Here is a 21,009-nt window from a genome sequence, read left to right on the forward strand (position 1 = left end):
ACGCTCTTCCGATCTTGCCGTCGAAACCGAAACAGTCGGTCGAATCGGGATCAGTAGCGGGCCACCACGGGAGCGCCGCCGCCGAAGCGGTAGTTCAGGCCGATCTTGGCGGTGTGGATGCCGCTGTTGTCGTGATCCCAGTTGTAGCCGGAGCCGATCGGAGCGTACACGGACTGGGTGTTGTCGAGGCCGATATACATGTACTCGGCCTTGATGCTCCAGTTCATGTCGAACGCCCACTCGATGCCGCCGCCGACCGTCCAGGTCGCCTTGGTCTCGCTGGTGGAGGCGACGAAGAGCGGGTGGGAGATCGTGTTCTCGACGTCGACGAAGGCCACGCCGCCCTTCACGTAGATCATGGCGCGGTCGAACGAGTAGCCGAGGCGGCCCGCGATGATGCCGTACCAGTCACCGACCTTGGTGGACGAATAGAGGAAGCTGCCGGAGAGCGGGTCGTATCCGCTGCCCTCGATGCTCATGTAGCCGACTTCGCCTTCGAGGCCGAGCACGAAGGGCGAGCCGACCGGCTGCCAGTTGCAGCCCACCGTGCCGCCGCCGATGAAGCTCGAATCGGTCTTGTAGCCCCAGGAGTGCGGGCCAAAGCTGGTGAGGCCGTTGCGGTCCGCGACGACGGTGTCGTCGGCGTTCCAGGCGCCGCCGACGAAGCCGCCGACATAGCAGCCGGTCCACGAGAACACGGGTGCCACGACGGGCGGAGCCTTCACGGGCATCCGCATGTCTGCGGCAGTCGCCGTGCCGACCACGGCGATCGCCGCGACCGTGCCAAGCAGGAATGTCTTCATGGTGTCCCCCTCTAAGCAGTTCGGGGGTACCTTGGATTGTTTCCACGTGTAATTGGTGACAATTTCGCAACGTTCGAGAACAGTCGAAGCTGGCTCACCCCGCCGCCCAGACCGGAGCCGCCCGGCTCAAAAGCAGAAGCCCCGGGGCGAACCCCGGGGCCTCCACTGGGACTCCAACGGAGAGGCAGACCGATCAGTAGCGCGCCACCAGCGGAGCGCCGCCGCCGAAGCGGTAGTTGAGGCCGACCTTCGCGGTGTGGATGCCGGAGATGTCGTGGTCCCAACGCGACACCGGCAGGAACGTGAAGCCGCTCTGCGACACAGAATGGCCCTCGTCGATGGCGATGTACATGTACTCGGCCTTGATGCTCCAGTTCATGTCGAACGCCCACTCGATGCCGCCGCCGACCGTCCAGGTCGCCACGGTGTCGCTCACCGAGAATGCCGGGGCGAGAGCAAACGGCGTGGTGAAGGTGCTCTCGACGTCGACGAAGGCGACGCCGCCCTTCACGTAGACCATGGCGCGGTCCCACGAGTAGCCCAGGCGACCCGTGATCATCGCGTACCAGTCGCCGATCTTGGTCGACGAGCTGTAGAGCCCCGGAGCCAGGAACGGATCGTAGGCCGTGCCTTCGAGGCTCATGTAACCGATTTCGCCCTCGAGGCCGAGCACGAAAGGCGAGCCCACCGGCTGGTAGTTGCAGCCCAGCGTGCCGCCGCCGATGAAGCTCGAGTCCAGCTTGTAGCTGTAGCCGCCGTACGGCACGCCGACCAGATCGTACGCGTACGTGGTCGCGTCGTCGGCCGCCCAGGCGCCGCCGACATATCCGCCGATGTAGCAGCCGGTCCACGAGAAGGCCGGAGCGATGACGGGCGGCGGAGCCTTCACCGGCATCCGCATGTCCGCTGCAGTCGCCGTCCCGACGATGGCGATCGCTGCGACTGTACCAAGCAGGAATGTCTTCACGGGAAACCCCCCTCTCCCAAATGCGATGGAGAAGAGCTTACGTCGATTCAGGTTGTGGATGGTGACATTTTCGCCACAACCCAGGAGCCATTAAAAAAACAATACTCAACTAGCCTGTCTAGCCAATCTTACGCAGCCGAGTGCCTGTTCCCGGGCGAATTTTCTGAGCAACGAGGTTTCTGCATAGCCCGACTTGGATGATCTCCAAACGCAGAGGCCCCGGGGCGAACCCCGGGGCCTCCACTGGGACCGGAATGGAGGGGCTAACCGCTCAGTAGCGGGCCATCAGCGGAGCACCGCCGCCGCCGAAGCGGTAGTTCAGACCGACCTTGGCGGTGTGGATGCCGGTTTCCTCGTGATCCCAGCTGAACGTCGCGCCACCGGGGATGAAAGCGGCGTTGTTCTGGGTTCCATCGATGGCGATGTACATGTACTCCGCCTTGATGCTCCAGTTCATGTCGAGCGCATACTCGAGGCCGCCGCCGACCGTCCAGGTCGCCTTGGTCTCGCTCGTCGACGCGGAGTAGCCGAAGCCGGACAGGGTGTGCTCGACGTCGACGAACGCCACGCCGCCCTTCACGTAGATCATCGCGCGGTCCCAGGAGTAACCGAGGCGACCGGCGATGATGCTGTACCAGTCACCGATCTTGGTGCTGGAGACTTCCGACGTGAAGAACGGATCGTAGGCCGAGCCCTTGAGGTTCATGTAGCCGATTTCGCCCTCGAGGCCGAGGACGAAGGGCGAGCCGACCGGCTGGTAGTTGCAGCCCAGCGTGCCGCCGCCGATGAAGCTCGAGTCGAGCTTGTAGCTGTAGCCGTACCCCGCACCGACCGGATAGGTGACCGCATCGTCGGACGCCCACGCGCCGCCGACGAAGCCGCCGATGTAGCAGCCGGTCCACGAGAACGCCGGCGCCATCACGGGCGGCGGTGCCTTCACGGGCATGCGGGCCGACAGATCGGCGGCCGAGGCGATTCCGACCGTGCCGAGCACTGCGACGGTGGCGAGAATGATCTTCTTCATGAGACCCCCCTGAGTTGGTGTCGATGCACAGACCCTAGGGAATCTCCTGAGTTCCAAGGTGACATATTCGCCACAACCCATGGAGATTGGCCGTCTTTGACGTACAACCATACCGATCTGATCAAGAAATTTTCAGGAGGCTCATGCGACGGAGGCTGCATTTTACCGAGACGACTCTCCCTCGTCGGACGACCGAGACGATTCGAAGTCCGGCGTGATTCTCGCAGGATAAGTCTCGAGCGGGGGGCTCCCCACGCCGTGGATGATCACACCGGATCAGCCGGGCGGATGGACAGGGGCCCCAAACGCAAAAAGCCCCGGGGTGACCCGGGGCTTTCGCTCGACGACGATGTCGAAAAGATCAGTAGCGAGCCATCAGCGGAGCGCCACCGCCGAAGCGGTAGTTCAGGCCGACCTTCGCGGTGTGGATGCCCTCGACCTTGGTGTCGAACGCGAAGCCACCGAGCAGATTGGTCTGGGTCTCGTCGAGGCCGATATACATGTACTCGGCCTTGAGGCTCCAGTTCTGGTCGAACGCCCACTCGATGCCGCCGCCGACCGTCCAGGTCGCCACGGTGTCCTTGGTCGAAGAGACCGCACCGAGAATGCCGATCGTCGACTCGACATCGACGAAGGCCACGCCGCCCTTCACGTAGAGGAGGGCGCGATCCCACGAGTAGCCGAGGCGACCCGTGATCATGCCGTACCAATCGCCGACCTTGGTGCTGCCGGAGAGCGTCGTGGTCGCATTGATCGCGGAGCCATTGACGTCGAGGTAACCGACTTCGCCTTCGAGACCGAGCACGAAGGGCGAGCCGACCGGCTGCCAGTTGCAGCCCAGGGTGCCGCCGCCGATGAAGCTCGAGTCGAGGCTGTACGAGTCGCTGACGCCGAGCACCGTCACGGTGGCGTCCTTCTGGCCCCAAGCGCCGCCGACGAAGCCGCCGATGTAGCAGCCGGTCCACGAGAACACGGGAGCGATGACGGGCGGCGCCTTCACGGGCATGCGCGCCGGCAGGTCAGCGGCAGAGGCAGCGCCGGCAAAGCCGAACGCCGCGACAGTGATGAGCAGGATCTTCTTCATAAACGGCCCCTCCTTCGAGAAGAAAAATAACCGAAGTCCCAAGGCCGGAACCTAGGAGGAATCGTCGGAAGGTTGGTGACATATATGCAACAGGAGATCCGAGACGTGGGTCGTGCCGCTGCGCTGCAGCGTTGGCCCTCAACCGGTCCGGCGGGCTGTCTCGATGACGAGCTGTTCGATCACCCCAACGGATTGATGCTCAAGCCTTATTTTAGGCGTCGATAACCGCCGCCGAGGCATCGGACCGAACCCTAGGCGAGGCAGATCACAGGCTCGTGAACGGGCGGCCGAAGCGCGGACATACACTTCTCTCCCGTGCTTGCCGGGACGGCGATCGCGAGATAAGGAACATAATGGGAACATGCCGGTGTGGACAATCCATCTCGGCGCTTGTTGGAGAGTCGATAAAGATTAGGGTGTGGCCGCGCTCCGCGCCGCTGCCGCGTTCCGAGAACAGGCCGGCGAAAAGCTCCGGTCCCGGCTTCGCCTCCGGGCGTCGGTTTCGGGGAAGTGGCCGCTTCCGGGAGGTGGGCGCGATGCGGGCTGACCGCGTCGAGCGGTCGAACGCAGATCGTCCAAGGCGAGAGAGACGGCGTCGGACCGTCGCAGACACGACGACGCAGACACGACGGCGAAGAGCAGAGCGAGCGGAGAGCAGCGATGGCGGGTTCGGTCAACAAGGTCATTATCGTCGGCAATCTCGGGGCGGATCCGGAGATCCGGCGCACCCAGGATGGACGGCCGATCGCCAATCTGCGCATCGCGACCTCGGAGACCTGGCGCGACAAGGCGTCCGGCGAGCGGCGCGAGAAGACCGAGTGGCATCGCGTGGTGATCTTCAACGAGGGCCTCTGCCGGGTGGCCGAGCAGTACCTGAAGAAGGGCTCGAAGGTTTACCTGGAAGGCTCTCTCCAGACTCGCAAATGGCAGGACCAGCAGGGCCAGGATCGCTATTCGACCGAGGTGGTGCTGCAGGGCTTCAACTCCGTTCTCACGATGCTCGACGGCCGCGGCGGCGGCAGCGAGGGTGGCGGTGGCTACGAGCAGGGCGGGGGCGGCGACGACTTCGGCTCCAGCGGCCCGACCACCAGCCGCGAGCGCCGGCCTGCCCCGGCCGCGACGTCGTCGCGCCGCGACGATCTCGACGACGACATCCCGTTCTGAGGCGCGTCCGGCCTCGCGGGAGCGTACCGCTCCGCCTGTCCGGGCGGCCGACCACGGGGTGAGCGGGCCGGACGCCGTGTCCCGGTACGCTCTCCCGGTTGTGCCGGAACCGCCGGCGCGATCCGCGATTGGCCCCGGACAGGGCGGCGCCGCCGCCCCACCGGAGGCCTATCATGTTCGTTGTTCCGACCCGCAAGATCCTTCTTCTCACGTCCGCGCTCGCTCTCGCGGCCGGCCCGGCCGTGGCCCAGCAGCTCGGCAATCCACCCGGCCCGGGCCCTGTCGCCCCGAGCACCGGCGTCCAGCCGGCGACGCCGTCCGGCTCCCAGACGACCGGGGCCGCGCCGGCCTCGGGGGTGAACGCCGTCCCGACTGCCGATTTCGTCAAGAAGGTCGCGATCAGCGACATGTTCGAGATCCAGTCGAGCCAGCTCGCCCGCGAAAAGGCCGACCGCGAAGGCCGGGACTTCGCCAACAAGATGATCCAGGCCCACACCAAGACCTCGAACGAGCTGAAGGCGATGGTGCAGGGCGGAAAGATCCAGGCGGAGGTGCCGACCGGCCTCGACCAGGAGCACGCGCAGAAGCTCGAGCGGCTCCGCGGGCTCAGCGGCGACGCGTTCGAGGACGCCTATGCCGAAATTCAGGTGCAGGCCCACAAGGACGCGGTCGCGCTGTTCACGGCCTATGCGCAGAATGGCGACAATCCCGAGCTGAAGCAGTGGGCGAGCAAGACGCTTCCGGAGCTGAAGCAGCATCTCGACATGGCCGACGACCTGGACTGACGACCTCGACTGACGCCGTCGGGATCGCCGAAACGCCGCCTGACCGCGGCGCCCTCGGGTCGGCCACGGCGCACGCTCCCGGCGTGGCGCGAAACATGCTCTTCTCGGGACGACAGACGCCCCGAGTCGCCGCGCCAGAGCCGGCGCGAGGGCGCAGGGACGCGCCATGCCGACACTCGCCACCGCCCTGCTGCAGGGGCTTAAGGATCACGGCGCCCGGGAGCTGTTCGGCATCCCGGGCGACTTCGTGCTTCCGTTCTTCAAGATCATCGAAGAGTCCGGAATTCTTCCGGTTTTCACCCTCAGTCACGAGCCCGCCGTGGGCTTCGCGGCGGACGCTGCCGTGCGCTACCGCTCGGGCCTCGGGGTCGCCGTCGTGACCTACGGGGCCGGGGCCTTCAACGTCGTCAACGCGGTCGCCGGCGCCTATGCGGAGCGCTCGCCCGTCGTCGTCGTCGCCGGCGCTCCGGGCGCGCGGGAGCGGGCGAGCGGGCTCCTGCTGCATCACCAGGCGCGCAGCGTCGACACCCAGTTCGCCGTCTTCCGCGAGATCACCTGCGACCAGGCGGTCCTCGACGATCCGGCGACGGCACCGCAGGAGATCGCCCGGGTGCTGCGCAGCGCCCGCGAGCGGTCGCTGCCCGTCTATATCGAGCTGCCGCGCGACATGGTCGACGCCGAGGTGGCGCCCGTGCCGGTGCTGCCGCCCCGCAACGCCGAGGCCGACGCGCTCGCCGAATGTGCCGAGGAGATCGTGGCGATGCTCGGCCGCGCCGCCTCGCCGGTCGTGGTGGTGGACGTCGAGGTCCGTCGCTATGGAACCGAGCCGGCCGTGGCCACGCTGGCGCGGCGCCTCGGCATTCCGGTGGTGACGACCTTCATGGGCCGCGGCCTGCTTCAGCAGGCGCCGGACGTGCTGCGCGGCACCTATCTCGGCAGCGCCGGCGATCCCGCCGTCACCCGGCTGGTCGAGGATGCCGACGCGCTGCTACTGCTCGGCGTGATCCTCTGCGACACCAATTTCGCTCTTTCCGAAAAGCGCTTCGACTGGCGCCACACCGTGCTGGCGATCGACCGCAGCGTGCGGGTCGGCCATCACGTCTATCCGGACCTGCCGATCGAGGAGCTGATCGCCGCGCTGCTGGCGCGCACGGAAGGCGACGCCGCGCCGAAGCCGCGGGCCTTGCCGCCGTTCGAGGCTTATCCGCGCGGCCTCGCGGCGGAAGACCGGGCGCTCACCCCGACCGACATCGCCACCGCGCTCAACGACCTGTTCGACCGCCACGGCGCCATGCCGATGGCCTCCGACATCGGCGACTGCCTGTTCACGGCCATGGAGATCGACAACACGGCCCTCGCGGCGCCCGGCTACTACGCCGGCATGGGCTTCGGCGTGCCGGCCGGCATCGGGGTCGCGGCGGCCACCGGCCAGCGGCCGCTGATCCTGGTGGGCGACGGCGCCTTCCAGATGACCGGCTGGGAGCTGGGCAATTGCCGGCGCTACGGCCTCGATCCGATCGTCGTGGTTTTCAACAACGCAAGCTGGGAGATGTTGCGCGTCTTTCAACCGGAATCGAAGTTCAACGACCTGTCCGACTGGAATTTCGCCGGCGCCGCGCCGGCGCTCGGCGGCCACGGCGAGCGGGTCACCACCCCGAAGGAGCTGGTCGCCGCGCTGGAGGCCGCGGTGGCGCGCCGCGGCGTCTTCTCGCTGGTCGAGGTGATGCTGCCGCGCGGTGTCACGTCGCGCACGCTCGGCCGCTTCGTGTCGGGGCTGAAGAGCGCGCGAGACCGGCAATAGGGGGCGGACGTCCGCGACCGACGGCGCTCAGGCCGTATCGGGGCGAGGCGTGACGGTCGGATCATCCGCCTCGGCCATGAACCGGCGCAGCGCGCCCAGCCAGACCGCAAATCCCGATCGCTCGAACTGGTCGATCATCCGCCCGCGATCGTCGGCCGCGCAGTCGAAGGTCGCCCACCACTCGACGAAAGCCGCATTCATCTCCACCACCGGGCTGACCCGGATCGTCGCCTCGTAGTGCTGCACCGGGAACGGCGGTTCGCCGCAGAACGCGTAGGTGTAGGAGCGCCCCGCATCGGAGTGGGCCAGGAGCTTCTGCCGAAGCGTCTGTCCCCGATACGTGACGCGGCGGACACTGCCGACCTGATCGCCACGCCGGCCGTCCTCGATGACGGTTTCGGCGACGACGCCGGCCCAGGCGTAATGGTCGAACGGGCGGATGACCGACCACACACGGTCGGCCGGATGGTCGAGGACGAGGCTGTAATACGCTTTGGCCATGAGGGGGCTCGCATGGTCGGGGGTGGGTCACCCGTGCGAACCTGGACCTTCGGTCGTGCGTCGGGCCACCCGATTCCAGTCGCCTCGTTCGGCCGCCGGCTCGATCCTGCGGGCCCGCCTCACCCCCAAACGGCCTTGGTCCCGTCGATGACGTATTGCACGGCGAGCGCCGCCAACAGAACGCCGAGCAGGCGGGACAGCACGACATTGCCGGTGATGCCGAGCCAGCCGGAGATCCGTGCCGCGAACCGGAACACGGCGAGGCAGACGGCGCACACCGCGACGATGATGCCCATCAGGGTGGCCAAGCCCACCGGGGCGCCGCCGACCTCGCCGGCCAGCAGGATCACGGCGGTCAGCGCGCCGGGCCCGGCCATCAGCGGGATGGCGAGCGGGAAGGCGGCGACGTGCCGGACCCGCTCCTCGATCGCTTGCTCGGCCTCGCGCGACTGACGTTCGATCCGCCCGCCCAGGACCATCTCGGAGGCGACCGCGAACAGCAGTACGCCCCCGGCGATCCGGAACGCCGGCAGCCCGATCCCCAGGTGCCGCAGCAGCCAGTCGCCGATCAGCGCCGCGCCGGCCAGAACCACCACGGCGATGGCGGTGGCTCGCCAGCCCACCTGGTTGCGCGCAGTCGCCGGCATCCCCTCGGTCACGGCCACGAAGGCCGGCGCGAGGCCGAGCGGATCGACCACGATGAACAGCGTCACGGCGGAGGAGAGGGCGGAGGAGAGGAGGAGATCGAGATCCATCTCCCCTGTGTAGCGCCGTCCTTCCCCGTGCGACAGGCTTACGGCTTCGGCAGAGTGCGGGGTGGGAGCAGCGCGCCCCTGGCTCCGCTCAGGTCGTGTTTGTGGCGGCCGACGATCGGTCTGCCGTGCCACGAAGTTTAGTCACAAAGTCTGCCTGGCCGTCGGTCCGCAACTCGCCGCGCTCTCCTTGAAGTGCTGCTCTGCCATGGTGCGGCGGCCATTGGTGAGCCAGTTGAATGCCGCGACCGGACCAAAGAGCGCATCTTCCTTCTGTTTCTGATAGTAGCCGACTCGCTGCAGGGCGTAGCAATTGAACTCGTTGCCCATGTCGCGGATCGTCTCCAGCCGTTGCTTCACCTCCTTTTCGAAATCGCGGTTCCAGGTCCGATCCGACTTGGCCCGGTCGAGTTCCCGGTTCAGCCGAATGAAGCAGACATTGATGCCGGCGAGCTGGAGGTTCAGGCTGTTCTCGTCGAGGCCCAGCCGTTTCAGTTCACTGGTCAGCGGGCGCTGCGCCGCCGGGGTCTTGCAGTCGATCCCGTGCGGACCGGGCTCGACGCCCGTCTCCTCGTGCCCGTACATCTTCTCGTAGTAGATGCTGGAGCCGCGATGCGTGCCCTCGCTGCGGCGTTCGGCAGCGAGGAAAACGGCTTGGTCGAGGGCGTACCATGTCTCGTTGAGGAGTTGATCGACGCGTTCGTTCCACTGTTTCAACGCCTCGTAATAGATGACGAACCGGCGCTTTCTCAGATTGAACTCCCAGTCGCGCAGGTTGTTTTTCGCTTCCTGAAGAAGCCCCTCTTGGTCGGTGGCGACGATAGGGGCGCCGGGCAGGGCGACCTCGACCGTTCCGGCCCCCGCGTCAGGCGACGGGCTTGTCGCGGGTGGCGCCGAGGTCGGGTGAGCCTCGGCCAGGCGACCCGTATCGGTTTCCAGGGGCCGCGTCAGGAACGACGGCCGGCTTGCACCGACCTGCGCGCCCCAGGCAGGCGCGATGCCAGGTTCGAAGATTCCGGGGAAGTCCGGGCGGTTCGACCACATCTCGGGTGATGTGGGGGGCGGGCCCGAAAGAACCGAGAGAGCGGGGTCGCGGAGCGGCGTCGCCGGCGTCGAGAGCCGCGGGCCAGGGGGCTCCTTCGGGTCCAGCATGTCCCGCAGGCTCGGGATGAACGTGAACGTCGCGTACCGTCGGTGACCGACAGCGGACGTGACCTTTTGGGTGATGTCCATGGCTCGGTTGGCGACGTCGCCGGCATCGTCGACCCCGATGGAGTTCCCCCAACTGATCAGCTGAAGCGTTCCGGCCACCAGCACCGTCAACGTACCGATGGCGAACGGGATCAGGAAGTGCGGCTTGCCCCGGAGTCGCTCGCCTATCACCTCGAGTTGGTTCCCGTGAATTCGGTACCGGTTGCCGCCATCGGGTTCGATCGACAGCAGAACTTCGTTGCAGGGTTCTTTGGACGGGGGCTCGCGTCGCTTCCGTAGCATGGCGTTCTCCGTCGGATATGAACGAGAGTACCGAGGTATGATCAACTTATGAGGGTATTCCTGAAAATGACAACCACGTGATCCCGGCCGCGATGTAGAACGGTCTTAGCAGAGGGTGACGCAGGGCAACCGGGCAGCGCTGCGGCGGTGGTCCGGACAAGCGCTGTGGGAGGGCGCCACCTCGACTTCGATCGTGATCTTCCAAGTTACTGACGGATTTACGAAAATAACCGTGGCGTGACGGTCCGGAAAACTGGCTTTCGGGGCCGCGATGGACTATCTAAAAGGCCAACGGATTCGCCGGGATTTTCAGCACTTGGCCGACAACGACACACCCCCGCCGGGCGGCACGCCACCTACGAGCGGCTCGGGCCCTTCGGACATTCGCCCCGTCTCCATCACCGAGGAGATGAAGCGCGCCTATCTCGATTACGCGATGAGCGTGATCGTCTCGCGCGCGCTGCCCGATGCGCGTGACGGGCTCAAGCCCGTGCATCGCCGCATTCTCTACTCGATGCACGAGCAGGGGCACCTGCCGGACCGCAAATACGTGAAATCGGCGCGCGTCGTCGGCGACGTGATGGGCAAGTATCACCCGCACGGCGACTCGGCGATCTACGACGCCCTGGTCCGCATGGCGCAGGACTTCTCCATGCGCCTGCCGCTGATCGACGGGCAGGGCAATTTCGGCTCGGTCGACGGCGATCCGGCGGCGGCCATGCGCTACACCGAGTGCCGGCTGGCGCGGCCGGCGCTGGCGCTGCTCGAGGACATCGACAAGGACACGGTCGACTTCCGGCCGAACTACGACGGCAACGAGCAGGAGCCGGCGGTGCTGCCGGCGCGCTTCCCGAACCTCCTGGTCAACGGGGCGGGCGGCATCGCGGTCGGCATGGCGACCAACATCCCGCCGCACAATCTCGGCGAGGTGATCGACGCCGCTATCGCGCTGATCGACGATCCGGCGCTCGGCGTCGAGGATCTGCTGAAGATCGTGCCCGGTCCCGACTTCCCGACCGGCGGCGTGATCCTCGGGCGGGCCGGCATCCGCGCTGCCTACCACACCGGCCGCGGCTCCGTGGTGATGCGCGGCAAGGCCGAGATCGAGACGATCCGCAAGGAGCGCGAGGCGATCATCGTCACCGAGATTCCCTACCAGGTGAACAAGGCCACCATGGTGGAGAAGATCGCCGATCTGGTCCGCGAGAAGCGGATCGAGGGAATCGCGGATCTGCGCGACGAGTCGGACCGCGACGGCTACCGCGTGGTGATCGAGCTCAAGCGCGACGCCGTCGCCGACGTGGTGCTGAACCAGCTCTACCGCTTCACGCCCCTGCAATCGACCTTCGGCTGCAACATGGTGGCGCTGGACGGCGGCCGCCCGCTCACCATGTCGCTGAAGGATCTGCTGGTCGTCTTCATCGCGTTCCGCGAGGACGTGATCAAGCGGCGCACCAAGTTCCTGCTCGGCAAGGCGCGCGACCGCGCCCATGTACTGGTCGGCCTCGCCGTGGCGGTCGCCAATATCGACGAGGTGATCCGGCTGATCCGCGCCTCGCGCGACGCCAACGAGGCGCGCGAGGCCTTGATGACGCGCGACTGGCCGGCCGCCGACGTGCTGCCGCTGATCGAGCTGATCGACGACCCGCGCCATCTGGTGCAGGCGGACGGCACCTTCAAGCTGTCCGAAGCCCAGGCCCGCGCCATTCTGGATCTGCGCCTGCAGCGCCTCACCGCCCTGGGCCGCGACGAGATCAAGGAGGAGCTCGACAAGCTCGCTGCCGAAATCTCGAACTACCTCGACATCCTTCGGTCGCGCGCGCGAATCCAGTCGATCGTCAAGGCCGAGATGCTGGAGGTCCGCGAAAAGTTCGCGACGCCGCGCCGGACCGTCATCCTCGACCAGGACGGCGAGATGGAGGACGAGGACCTCATCCAGCGCGAGGACATGGTCGTCACCGTCTCGCATCTCGGCTACGTCAAGCGGGTGCCGCTGTCGACCTACCGGGCGCAGCGCCGCGGCGGCAAGGGCCGCTCCGGCATGCAGACGCGCGAGGAGGATTTCGTCGCCCGCCTGTTCGTCGCCTCGACCCACACGCCGGTGCTGTTCTTCTCGTCGCGCGGCCAGGTCTACAAGGAGAAGGTCTGGCGCTTGCCGCTGGCGGCTCCCAATGCGCGCGGAAAGGCGATGATCAACCTGCTGCCGCTGGAGCAGGACGAGCGCATCACCACCATCATGCCGCTGCCCGAGGACGAGTCGACCTGGGGCGAGCTCGATGTGATGTTCGCCTCGACGCGCGGCACGGTCCGGCGCAACAAGCTCTCCGATTTCTCCGACGTGCGCCGCTCCGGCATCATCGCGATGAAGCTGGACGACGGCGAAGCGATCGTCGACGTGCAGATCTGCACCGAGAAGGACGACGTGCTGCTGACCACGGCGGTCGGCCAGTGCATCCGCTTCCCGGTCACCGACGTCCGCGTGTTCTCGGGCCGCACCTCGATGGGCGTGCGCGGCATCGCGCTCGACAAGGACGACCGGGTGATCTCGCTGTGCATCCTGCGCCACGTCGATGCGTCGGGCGAGGAGCGCGAAGCGTATCTGAAGCGCGCCATGGCGGTGCGGCGCGGCACCGGCGTGGAGGCGGAGATCGAGTCGGACGTCGCTGCAGCCGAAGAGGGTGAGGAGACGGCCGGGGAGGGCGCCAATATCGAGCTCGGCGAGGCGCGCTATGTCGCGCTGTCGGCGGCCGAGCAGTTCGTGCTCACCGTGTCGGAGCGCGGCTTCGGCAAGCGCACCTCGTCGTTCGAGTACCGGACCACGGGCCGCGGCGGCAAAGGTATCGTCGCCATGGACAACCGCACCCGTACGGGCGCGCTGCGGCCGCGCATCGGCAAGATCGTAGCCTCGTTCCCGGTCGAGGAGAGCGATCAGCTCATGCTGGTCACCGACGGCGGCCAGCTCATTCGTTGCGGTGTCTCCGAGATCTCGATCAAGGGCCGCAAGACCCAGGGCGTGATCGTGTTCGACACCGCCGAGGGCGAGCGCGTCGTCTCGGTCGAGCGCCTCAGCGAGACCGAAGTGGCCGAGGGCGAGAACGGCAACGGAAACGGTAGCGGCGAGCACGCCTGACGCCGGCAGGCGTGCCGGGCCCGGGCACGACCGCCGTCTCGCGACGGGCGGTCGGCCGGACCCGGCAGCGGCCTCCTCACAGGCCGCGGGGTTCCGGATCTCGGGTCTCCCGGCCCCTCACTCCCAAGTCCCTCGCTCCCAACTCCCGCGCCCCCAAATCCCGCATTCCCAGGCCTCGGCCGGCCGGCCCCTCGGCGACCAGCCATCGCCATTCGACCAGGCAGGCGACCGCGGCGAGCGCCACGAATCCTCCGACCAGCGCGAACGGGATCCAGTTCAGAACGACCATACTCAGCCCCCCGGAGTCATGAATCGTTAACCATGACATCGTCGTCCGGAACTCCGGCAGCAGCGTGCCGGATCGCGGCTGCAGCGGGGAGTTTTCTGGATGTTTCGGCCGGTCGCCGACGGTGTTGCCGGCTGCGGCGGCCGGTCCAACGCGCTCGGATGCGGGCGGATTTCGGGCCGGGCAAATGTGATCGCACGTGTCGTCGCCGGACGCGGTCGCGGCGGGACCTCGCTTCACCGCGCGCGGGAGCGATTCGGCGGCGGCGATCGGATGGCCGGCAGGTCGTAGGGTGGGCGCGCCGGAACGGCGTGATCACCTGGGCCTGGTCGTCGACGTGATACCAAGTCCGGTCGATCGGTTCAGGTCATTCTGGGGCGCACCGAAGGTGCGAACCAGGAATCCAGCGGCGGATTCCGAAGTCTCGGCTGGAGTCCGGGTTCGGCGCTGCGCGCCGCCGCGGAATGACCCCGACCTGATCAGCCGGATCCCGTATGACACGGCGTGGGCACGGCGCGTTCGCCGCGCCCACGCTACGTCTAGCGAAGAATCGAATCGAACACCGGCAGGCTGAACAATCCCGTCGCGGCGATCAGGCCGTAGGAGACGGCGCGGAAGACGCGCACGTCGGTGAGGCCGAACATGTGGGCGCCGATGAACAGGCCGATCCCGTAGGCCGGCCCGACCAGCACGGCGAGGCCCAGCACCGTCGTGGTGAACATCCCGACCACCAGATAGGCCGTGATCGACAGGAAGGTCGACAGGCCGAAATAGAACATCAGGTTGGCCCGCATGGTCGCGTGGTGGCCGGGACCGCCGAGCCAGTAGAGCACCACGGGGGGGCCGCCGGTCTGCGACATGCCGCTGAAGAAGCCGGCGAGCGCGCCGACCCCGACCGTGAGCGGCCGGCGCGGCTTGCCGTGGAAGCGCCAGCCCGACATCACGACCGCCAGCATCAGGAACACCAGCACGGCGACGGCCCAGCGGATCGACACCGGACTCGCATGGGTCAGCACGAAGGTTCCGAGCGGCAGGCCGAGCACGGTGCCGCTCAGCATGGTGAACACCTCGCGCTTGTCGGCGAGACGCATGGCACCCGGGAACAGGCCGGCCGACATCACCACGTCGACGACGACGAGCAGCGGCGCCACCAAGGCGGGCGCGATCATGGTGGAGGCGAGCGGCACGAAGATCAGCGCCGCGCCGAATCCCGAGAAGCCGCGCGCCAGTCCGGCGATGAACGCCGCCGCCGCGACCACGGCGACGGCTCCGGCCGAGTAGTCGGCGAGGCCGAGCGCGAGCAGCAGCTCACGCATCATGCCCTCAGCACGCCACCGGTGCGCTTGGTCACCTCGCCGACGATCTTTCCGGCCACCGACTCGATCTCCTCGTCGGTCAGCGTCTTTTCACGCGGCTGCAGCGTGACCGCGATGGCGACCGACTTCTTGCCCGGCTCGATGCCCTTGCCCTCGTAGAGGTCGAACACGGTGACGCCGGAGATCAGCTTGCGGTCGGCGCTCTGGGCGGCCCGCACGATGTCGGCGCCCTTCACGGCGTGGTCGACGATGAAGGCGAAGTCGCGCGACACCGGCTGGAACGGGACGAGCTCCAGCGGCGGCTTCGCCCGCGTCGCCTTGGACTTCGGCTCGGGAATGCGATCGAGGATCAGCTCGAAGGCGACGATCGGCCCGGCGACGTCGAGCGCCTCGAGGAGCCGCGGATGCAGCTCGCCGAAATGGCCGAACACCAGCTTCGGGCCCATCTGCAGCGTGCCGGAGCGGCCCGGATGCAGCCACGCCGGACCGCCGGGCTGGATCTGGATGCCCTGCACGGACGCACCCGCTGCCGCCAGCACGGCGAGGGCGTCGCCCTCGATGTCGAAGGCGTCGGCCGGCGCCGCGCCGGTGCGCCAGTGGCGCCCGGTGCCGTCCGGACGCGCCAGGCCGCGCCGCAGCCCTGCCGCCGCGATGAATTGGTCCTCGGGCTTGTCACCGCGGAAGATCTGGCCGACCTCGAACAGCGCGACATCGGAAAAACCGCGGTCGGCGTTGCGCTGCGCCGAGGCGATCAGGCCGGGCAGCAGGCTCGGGCGCATGTCGGACAATTCGGCCGCGATCGGGTTGGCGAGCGCCAGCGCGGGCTGACCGCCGCCGAACAGCTCGGCCTCTTTCTTCGAGATGAACGACCAGGTGACGGCCTCGACGAGGCCGCGCGCCGCCAGCGCCCGCTTGGCGCGGCGGGTGCGCGCCTGGATCGGGGTGAGCACCGGCCGGCGGCCGCGGTCGTCGCGCGGGAACGGGGTGAGCGGCACGCGGTCGACGCCGACGATGCGCACCACCTCCTCGACCAGGTCGGCGACGCCGTCGACGTCGGGCCGCCACGTCGGCACCGCCACCTTGAGGCGCTTGGCGTCGCCGGCGACGAAGAAGCCGAGCCGCGTGAGCACGCGCTTGGCCTCGGCGAAGCCGATCTCCAGGCCGGCCAGGCGCGGCAGGGCGTCGAGCGTGAAGTCGATCACCCGGTCGCGGATCGGCGGCGTGCCCGCCACCACCACGTCGGACGGCGTGCCGCCGCAGATCTCCATGACCAGATGGGTCGCGAGATCGAGGCCCGGCAGCATGAAGGCCGGGTCGACGCCGCGCTCGAAGCGGTAGCGCGCATCGGTGACGATGCCGAGCTTGCGGCCGGTGCGGGCGATGGCGATCTCGTCCCACAACGCCGACTCGATCAGCACGTCGGTGGTGCTCTCGTCGCAGCCCGAGGCCTCGCCGCCCATGACGCCGGCGAGCGACTCGACGCCCGCCGCGTCGGCGATCACGCACATGGTGTCGTCGAGCGTGTAGGTCTTGCCGTCGAGGGCGAGCAGCGTCTCGCCAGCGCGGGCACGCCGCACCACGAGGTCGCCCTTCACCTTGGCGGCGTCGAACACGTGCAGCGGCCGGGCGCGATCGAAGGTGAGGAAGTTGGTGATGTCGACCAGCGCATTGATCGGGCGTAGGCCGATCGCCAGCAGGCGGCGCTGCATCCACTCCGGCGACGGGCCGTTCTTGACGCCGCGCACCAGCCGCAGGCCGAAGGCCGGGCACAGCGACGGCGTGTCGCCGAAGTCGAGCGCGACCTTCACGGGGCACGGGAACTCGCCCTTCACCGGATGGATCGGCTTGTTGATCAGCGTGCCCATGTCGGCCGCCGCGAGGTCGCGGGCGATGCCGGAGACGCCCGTGCAGTCGGATCGGTTGGGCGTGAGATTGATGTCGATCACCGGATCGTCGAGCTTCGCCCAGGCCGCATAGGAGGTGCCGACCGGCGCGTCCGCGGGCAGATCGATGATGCCGTCGTGGTCGTCGGACAGTTCGAGCTCGGCCTCCGAGCACAGCATGCCGCGGCTCTCGACGCCCCGGATGGTGCCGACCGAGAGCGTCAGCTTCTTGCCGGGGATGTAAGTGCCGGCGGGCGCGAACACGCTCGTCATGCCGGTGCGGGCGTTGGGCGCGCCGCACACCACCTGGATCGGCTTGCCGTCGCCGGCCGGCCCGATGTCGACCATGCAGACGCGCAGCCGGTCGGCGTTCGGATGCTGCTCGGCCGAGATCACATAGGCGATGACGTAGGGCGCGAGGAGCTTGCCCTTGTCCTCCACCTCCTCGACCTCGAGCCCGATCATGGTGAGCTTGTCGACGATGGCCGGAAGCCGCTCGTCGGTGTCGAGATGGTCTTTGAGCCAGGAGAGGGTGAATTTCATTTTTTACAGCCCACCAAACCCGCCGCGCTCTCCCCCTCCCCCGCTTGCGGGGGAGGGTAGGGAGGGGGCAGTTCCAAGTGACGTGACGATCGTTTCGAGCACACCGGGCAAATTCGTCAGGACATCGAGATTGCTGAAGCGGAGAACCCGATAGCCCTTGGACCGCAGAAAAGCGTCGCGCCTGAGATCGTGCTCCCGCTGCGATCCTTCGACATGCTGCCCGCCATCGATTTCGACCACGACGGCGTGCCGATGACAGACGAAATCGACCACGTAGGGACCAATCGGGGTCTGACGTCGAAAGCCTGCGTCGCCGAGACGATGCGCCCGCAGAGCGAACCAGATCTTGCGTTCCGCATCGGTCATGTCCTGACGGAGCGCACGGGAGCGCAACCGCATCCTGGGAGTGACGCGCCAGACCGGAGATTTCGGTTGGTCAGCCATGATCGACCCGTCGTGCCGCCTTCCCCCTCCCCGACCCTCCCCCGCAGGCGGGGGAGGGAGTACGCGCTCCCTCGGCCCGGATGTACGTTTCGTCTCACCCGCTCAACCCGCCCGCCAGCGTCGGGAAGTCGAGCGGGCGGAAGCCGTAGTGGTCGAGCCAGCGGACGTCGGCCTCGAAGAAGGCGCGCAGATCCGGCATGCCGTATTTCAGCATGGCGATGCGGTCGATCCCCATGCCCCAGGCGAAGCCCTGGTAGACGTCGGGGTCGATGCCGCAGTTGCGCAGCACGTTGGGATGCACCATCCCGCAGCCGAGAATCTCCAGCCAGTCCTCGCCCTCGCCGAAACGGATCTCGCCCTTGTCGCGCCGGCACTGGATGTCCACTTCCAGCGACGGCTCGGTGAACGGGAAGAACGACGGGCGGAACCGCATCTTCACCTGGTCGACCTCGAAGAAGGCCTTGCAGAACTCGGCGAGGATCCATTTGAGGTGGCCGAGATGCGAGCCCTTGTCGATGACCAGCCCCTCGACCTGATGGAACATCGGCGTGTGGGTCTGGTCGCTGTCGCAGCGATAGGTGCGGCCCGGGCAGATCACCCGGATCGGCGGCTCCTGCGACAGCATGGTGCGCACCTGCACGGGCGAGGTGTGGGTGCGCAGCAGCAGCCGCGAGCCGTCCTCCTTGGGCGGGAAGAAGAACGTGTCGTGCATGTCCCGGGCCGGATGGCCGACCGGGAAGTTCAGCCGGGTGAAGTTGTAGTCGTCGGTCTCGATGTCCGGGCCCTCGGCGACCGAGAAGCCCATGTCGGCGAAGATCGCCGTGAGCTCGTCGATCACCTGGCTGATCGGATGGATGCGGCCGCGATCGAGCGGACCGTCGGGCAGCGGCAGCGTGACGTCGACCGTCTCGGTGGCGAGCCGCTGGTCGAGGGCGGCGTCGCGCAGGGCGGCGCGGCGGGCGGACAGCGCCTCGCCGAGCCGGTCCTTGAGGCCGTTGATCAGCGGCCCCTGGGTCTTGCGCTCCTCCGGCGACATCTTGCCGAGCGTGGCGAGCAGGGCCGAGACGGCGCCCTTCTTGCCCAGCGCCGCGACCCGGACGGCCTCCAGGGCCGCCTCGTCCGCCGTCGCCGCGACGTCGGCCATCAGACGGGCTTCGAGCTCGGTGATCTCGGACATGGCACATCCCAAGGCATCGGGGCCGTCCGCTCGCGCGAACGACCCGGCAACACGACCGCACGGGATCGCGGCCTCGGGACCCGGTCGAAGTCTCGGACCGCCCGGCCTCGCGCGCGAGGCGGCCTCAGGCCGCGAGCGCGGCCTTGGCCTTCTCGACGATCGCCTGGAACGCCGCCGGCTCGCGGATGGCGAGGTCGGACAGGACCTTGCGGTCGACCGTGATGCCCGCCTTGGCGAGACCGTCGATGAAACGGCTGTACGACAGCTCGAACGGACGCACGGCGGCGTTGAGCCGCTGGATCCACAGGGCGCGCCAGGTGCGCTTCTTCACCTTGCGGTCGCGATAGGCGTACTGCTGCGCCTTCTCGACGGCCTGCTTGGCGACCCGGATGGTGTTCTTGCGGCGGCCGTAATAACCCTTGGCGGCCTTGAGGACCTTCTTGTGCTTGGCGTGCGCAGTGACGCCCCGTTTGACGCGGGCCATGGCTGATCTCCTAGAACGGTTCGGTTAAGCGGTGAGCGCCGTGCGTGAGGACGCGCGGCGGGGGCGGCGATCAGCCGTTGGGCATCCAATACTTCTTGATATTGTCGCCGTCGGTCTTGAACAGGACCGCAGTGCCGCGGTGCTCGCGGATCTGCTTGGTCGACCGCTTGATCATGCCGTGCCGCTTGCCGGACTGCTGGAACTTCACCTTCCCGGTGCCGGTGATCTTGAAGCGCTTTTTTGCGCCCGACTTGGTCTTCATCTTGGGCATTTGGCTCGTCTCCTGGCCGTGCACGACCGCGCCGGGCCTGAAGGGGCCCCCGGGTCCGCCGGACCGTCTGGTTGATTGAGCGCGCCCGAAACCGGGCACGGTGCCCATACGGGCACGACGCCGCCACGGCAGCCCATTTTCAGCCGGGCGACGGGAAGGCGGGGTTATGGCAGAGGTGTCCCCGATTGGCAACTCCGGCCGCAAACGGACCTGCGGCGCATCGTCCGGCGGCACGCCGGGCGGCGGCGGCCGGCCTCGCGGGGATGTCGAGGCCGGGCCGGAGGTCTCAGGCCGTCCGAGGGGCGGCGGTGGGCCGGCGCATCAACGCGGCGCCAGCACCATCACCATCTGGCGGCCTTCCATCTTGGGATCCTGCTCCACCTTGGCGAGCTTGGTGGTGTCTTCCTTGACCCGGTTGAGGAGCTGGAAGCCGAGCTCCTGATGCGCCATCTCGCGACCGCGGAAGCGCAACGTCACCTTGACCTTGTCGCCTTCCTCGAAGAAGCGGTGCATGGCACGCATCTTCACCTCGTAGTCGTGATCGTCGATCATGGGGCGGAACTTGACCTCCTTGACCTCGACGATCTTCTGACGCTTGCGCGCCTCGGCGGCCTTCTTCTGCTCCTGGTACTTGAACTTCCCGTAATCGAGCAGCTTGCACACCGGCGGTGCTGCGTTGGGCGCGATCTCGACCAGGTCGAGTCCCGCTTCCTGGGCCAGCCGCAAGGCCTCTGCAATGGGGATGTTGCCGCGATTGGCCCCATCCTTGTCGATCAGATGAACCTCCCGGACGCGAATCTCATCGTTGACGCGCGGACCGTCCTTTTGGACCGGGGGCGGCGCTCTCATGGGACGACGAATGGCAGTGAACTCCTCTGTCGTTGAACCTGGTCTCTGAGCATGGCCGGCGGCCTCGGCCCGAAGCCGACGACCCTACACCCGGGCGCCCGGCGCGGCCGCATCGCGTCCGCCGTCACCGAACCGTCCCGGGATTGGTCGCCGTTGGAACCGTCGCCGTTCGACCCGGTATGCAGAAGGAGCCCGTTGCCCTGCCGCAACCGGCAGCCGACGATCCCGATACGCCGATCGACATAGGCGCT

Annotated in this window: 19 protein-coding genes; 4 read left to right on the plus strand and 15 right to left on the minus strand. The window is 67.7% G+C overall.

What is annotated here, in order from left to right; translation table 11 throughout:
- Positions 1-50: 50 nt before the first annotated feature.
- From CH341_RS15010 to CH341_RS15025, 4 genes are all read right to left on the minus strand, one after another.
- Positions 51-803 (minus strand): outer membrane protein, encoded by a 753-nt coding sequence (locus CH341_RS15010; RefSeq protein ID WP_111419820.1) that lies wholly within the window; start codon positions 801-803, stop codon positions 51-53.
- A gap of 193 nt (positions 804-996) precedes the next feature.
- On the minus strand, positions 997-1,770 hold the full coding sequence (locus CH341_RS15015; protein ID WP_111419821.1) for an outer membrane protein: 774 nt from the start codon (positions 1,768-1,770) through the stop codon (positions 997-999).
- Between the two features lie 271 nt (positions 1,771-2,041).
- Entirely contained in the window at positions 2,042-2,794 is a 753-nt protein-coding gene (locus tag CH341_RS15020; protein ID WP_111419822.1) for an outer membrane protein, read from the minus strand.
- Between the two features lie 361 nt (positions 2,795-3,155).
- A complete protein-coding gene (locus CH341_RS15025; protein ID WP_111419823.1) occupies positions 3,156-3,878 on the minus strand; it encodes an outer membrane protein in 723 nt (240 codons plus the stop codon).
- A gap of 660 nt (positions 3,879-4,538) precedes the next feature.
- Here CH341_RS15025 and CH341_RS15030 point away from each other — a divergent pair.
- From CH341_RS15030 to ipdC, 3 genes are all read left to right on the plus strand, one after another.
- Positions 4,539-5,042 carry a single-stranded DNA-binding protein gene (locus tag CH341_RS15030; protein ID WP_111419824.1) on the plus strand — a complete coding sequence of 168 codons (504 nt, stop codon included), beginning with the start codon at positions 4,539-4,541 and terminating at the stop codon, positions 5,040-5,042.
- Between the two features lie 173 nt (positions 5,043-5,215).
- Entirely contained in the window at positions 5,216-5,827 is a 612-nt protein-coding gene (locus CH341_RS15035) for a DUF4142 domain-containing protein (RefSeq protein ID WP_111419825.1), read from the plus strand.
- A gap of 166 nt (positions 5,828-5,993) precedes the next feature.
- Positions 5,994-7,628, plus strand: a complete 1,635-nt coding sequence (ipdC, locus tag CH341_RS15040) for an indolepyruvate/phenylpyruvate decarboxylase (protein WP_111419826.1) — start codon at positions 5,994-5,996, stop codon at positions 7,626-7,628.
- 27 nt (positions 7,629-7,655) lie between these two features.
- Here ipdC and CH341_RS15045 read toward each other — a convergent pair whose 3' ends face one another.
- The 3 genes from CH341_RS15045 to CH341_RS15055 all read right to left on the minus strand — a co-directional run bounded on the left by CH341_RS15045 (position 7,656) and on the right by CH341_RS15055 (position 10,375).
- A complete protein-coding gene (locus CH341_RS15045; protein ID WP_111419827.1) occupies positions 7,656-8,129 on the minus strand; it encodes an SRPBCC family protein in 474 nt (157 codons plus the stop codon).
- 119 nt (positions 8,130-8,248) lie between these two features.
- Entirely contained in the window at positions 8,249-8,884 is a 636-nt protein-coding gene (locus CH341_RS15050; RefSeq protein WP_111419828.1) for a MarC family protein, read from the minus strand.
- A 141-nt stretch (positions 8,885-9,025) separates the two neighbouring features.
- Positions 9,026-10,375 carry a hypothetical protein gene (locus CH341_RS15055; RefSeq protein ID WP_111419829.1) on the minus strand — a complete coding sequence of 450 codons (1,350 nt, stop codon included), beginning with the start codon at positions 10,373-10,375 and terminating at the stop codon, positions 9,026-9,028.
- Positions 10,376-10,691: 316 nt separating this feature from the next.
- On the opposite strand from CH341_RS15055, the gene gyrA reads away from it, so the two are divergent.
- On the plus strand, positions 10,692-13,505 hold the full coding sequence (gyrA, locus tag CH341_RS15060; protein ID WP_245431070.1) for a DNA gyrase subunit A: 2,814 nt from the start codon (positions 10,692-10,694) through the stop codon (positions 13,503-13,505).
- 825 nt (positions 13,506-14,330) lie between these two features.
- Here the strand turns inward: gyrA and CH341_RS15070 are convergent.
- From CH341_RS15070 to CH341_RS35270, 8 genes are all read right to left on the minus strand, one after another.
- Positions 14,331-15,110 carry a sulfite exporter TauE/SafE family protein gene (locus CH341_RS15070; RefSeq protein ID WP_245431071.1) on the minus strand — a complete coding sequence of 260 codons (780 nt, stop codon included), beginning with the start codon at positions 15,108-15,110 and terminating at the stop codon, positions 14,331-14,333.
- The gene (gene pheT / locus CH341_RS15075) at positions 15,107-17,533 is read right to left on the minus strand and encodes a phenylalanine--tRNA ligase subunit beta (RefSeq protein ID WP_111419832.1); all 2,427 of its coding nucleotides are present in this window, start codon (positions 17,531-17,533) and stop codon (positions 15,107-15,109) included. Before pheT ends, CH341_RS15070 begins: the two co-directional genes overlap by 4 nt.
- 3 nt (positions 17,534-17,536) lie before the next feature.
- Positions 17,537-17,977, minus strand: a complete 441-nt coding sequence (locus tag CH341_RS15080; RefSeq protein WP_245431072.1) for an endonuclease domain-containing protein — start codon at positions 17,975-17,977, stop codon at positions 17,537-17,539.
- A gap of 94 nt (positions 17,978-18,071) precedes the next feature.
- Entirely contained in the window at positions 18,072-19,154 is a 1,083-nt protein-coding gene (gene pheS / locus CH341_RS15085) for a phenylalanine--tRNA ligase subunit alpha (protein WP_111419833.1), read from the minus strand.
- Positions 19,155-19,278: 124 nt separating this feature from the next.
- Positions 19,279-19,638, minus strand: a complete 360-nt coding sequence (gene rplT / locus CH341_RS15090) for a 50S ribosomal protein L20 (protein ID WP_111419834.1) — start codon at positions 19,636-19,638, stop codon at positions 19,279-19,281.
- Between the two features lie 70 nt (positions 19,639-19,708).
- Complete coding sequence (gene rpmI, locus CH341_RS15095) at positions 19,709-19,909, minus strand: 50S ribosomal protein L35 (protein ID WP_111356580.1); 201 nt, start codon at positions 19,907-19,909, stop codon at positions 19,709-19,711.
- Between the two features lie 321 nt (positions 19,910-20,230).
- Positions 20,231-20,770, minus strand: coding sequence for a translation initiation factor IF-3 (gene infC / locus CH341_RS15100; protein ID WP_210208339.1), 540 nt, complete (start codon positions 20,768-20,770; stop codon positions 20,231-20,233).
- Positions 20,755-21,009 (minus strand): hypothetical protein (locus CH341_RS35270; RefSeq protein WP_210208337.1); only part of this gene is annotated, 255 nt, incomplete at its 5' end. The genes CH341_RS35270 and infC, both read right to left, overlap by 16 nt.

This window comes from Rhodoplanes roseus (assembly GCF_003258865.1).
Classification (GTDB): domain Bacteria; phylum Pseudomonadota; class Alphaproteobacteria; order Rhizobiales; family Xanthobacteraceae; genus Rhodoplanes; species Rhodoplanes roseus.

What these genes read in the sequence shown, in the direction of transcription:
- CH341_RS15010 (WP_111419820.1), bottom strand. Translation starts at nt 803, where the DNA reads ATGAAGACATTCCTGCTTGGCACGGTCGCGGCGATCGCCGTGGTCGGC.
- CH341_RS15020 (WP_111419822.1), bottom strand. Translation starts at nt 2,794, where the DNA reads ATGAAGAAGATCATTCTCGCCACCGTCGCAGTGCTCGGCACGGTCGGA.
- CH341_RS15025 (WP_111419823.1), bottom strand. Translation starts at nt 3,878, where the DNA reads ATGAAGAAGATCCTGCTCATCACTGTCGCGGCGTTCGGCTTTGCCGGC.
- CH341_RS15030 (WP_111419824.1), top strand. Translation starts at nt 4,539, where the DNA reads ATGGCGGGTTCGGTCAACAAGGTCATTATCGTCGGCAATCTCGGGGCG.
- CH341_RS15035 (WP_111419825.1), top strand. Translation starts at nt 5,216, where the DNA reads ATGTTCGTTGTTCCGACCCGCAAGATCCTTCTTCTCACGTCCGCGCTC.
- ipdC (WP_111419826.1), top strand. Translation starts at nt 5,994, where the DNA reads ATGCCGACACTCGCCACCGCCCTGCTGCAGGGGCTTAAGGATCACGGC.
- CH341_RS15045 (WP_111419827.1), bottom strand. Translation starts at nt 8,129, where the DNA reads ATGGCCAAAGCGTATTACAGCCTCGTCCTCGACCATCCGGCCGACCGT.
- CH341_RS15050 (WP_111419828.1), bottom strand. Translation starts at nt 8,884, where the DNA reads ATGGATCTCGATCTCCTCCTCTCCTCCGCCCTCTCCTCCGCCGTGACG.
- CH341_RS15055 (WP_111419829.1), bottom strand. Translation starts at nt 10,375, where the DNA reads ATGCTACGGAAGCGACGCGAGCCCCCGTCCAAAGAACCCTGCAACGAA.
- CH341_RS15070 (WP_245431071.1), bottom strand. Translation starts at nt 15,110, where the DNA reads ATGATGCGTGAGCTGCTGCTCGCGCTCGGCCTCGCCGACTACTCGGCC.
- pheT (WP_111419832.1), bottom strand. Translation starts at nt 17,533, where the DNA reads ATGAAATTCACCCTCTCCTGGCTCAAAGACCATCTCGACACCGACGAG.
- CH341_RS15080 (WP_245431072.1), bottom strand. Translation starts at nt 17,977, where the DNA reads ATGGCTGACCAACCGAAATCTCCGGTCTGGCGCGTCACTCCCAGGATG.
- pheS (WP_111419833.1), bottom strand. Translation starts at nt 19,154, where the DNA reads ATGTCCGAGATCACCGAGCTCGAAGCCCGTCTGATGGCCGACGTCGCG.
- rplT (WP_111419834.1), bottom strand. Translation starts at nt 19,638, where the DNA reads ATGGCCCGCGTCAAACGGGGCGTCACTGCGCACGCCAAGCACAAGAAG.
- rpmI (WP_111356580.1), bottom strand. Translation starts at nt 19,909, where the DNA reads ATGCCCAAGATGAAGACCAAGTCGGGCGCAAAAAAGCGCTTCAAGATC.